The sequence below is a fragment of the Psychrobacter sp. CAL346-MNA-CIBAN-0220 genome, from assembly GCF_040309805.1.
GTDB lineage: Bacteria > Pseudomonadota > Gammaproteobacteria > Pseudomonadales > Moraxellaceae > Psychrobacter.
Map to the genome: position 1 here is coordinate 1 of NZ_JBEOPF010000736.1, position 235 is coordinate 235.

A 235-nucleotide genomic window follows, 5' to 3' on the forward strand; every position below is an offset into this window, starting at 1 on the left:
GTTTATTACAACATAACTTGTCAATGATTGCCGATGGCCACACAACGGTAGAGCACTCATTACCCGTTGCCTCGATTTATAACGACATCAAACAATTTTGGAGCCAGACGGAAGTCCATTACACCCCGACACTGGTTGTCGCCTATGGTGGTATTTCCGGCGAAAACTACTGGTATGACAAAACCGATGTTTGGGCTCACCCTCGGCTAAGCATGTATGTACCACACGATATTTT

Annotated in this window: 1 protein-coding gene; it reads left to right on the forward strand. The window is 45.5% G+C overall.

All coding sequences use genetic code 11. The annotated features are described in order from the left end of the window. Nucleotides 1–235 (forward strand): hypothetical protein (locus AAEY88_RS15515; RefSeq protein ID WP_350563823.1); only part of this gene is annotated, 235 nt, incomplete at both ends.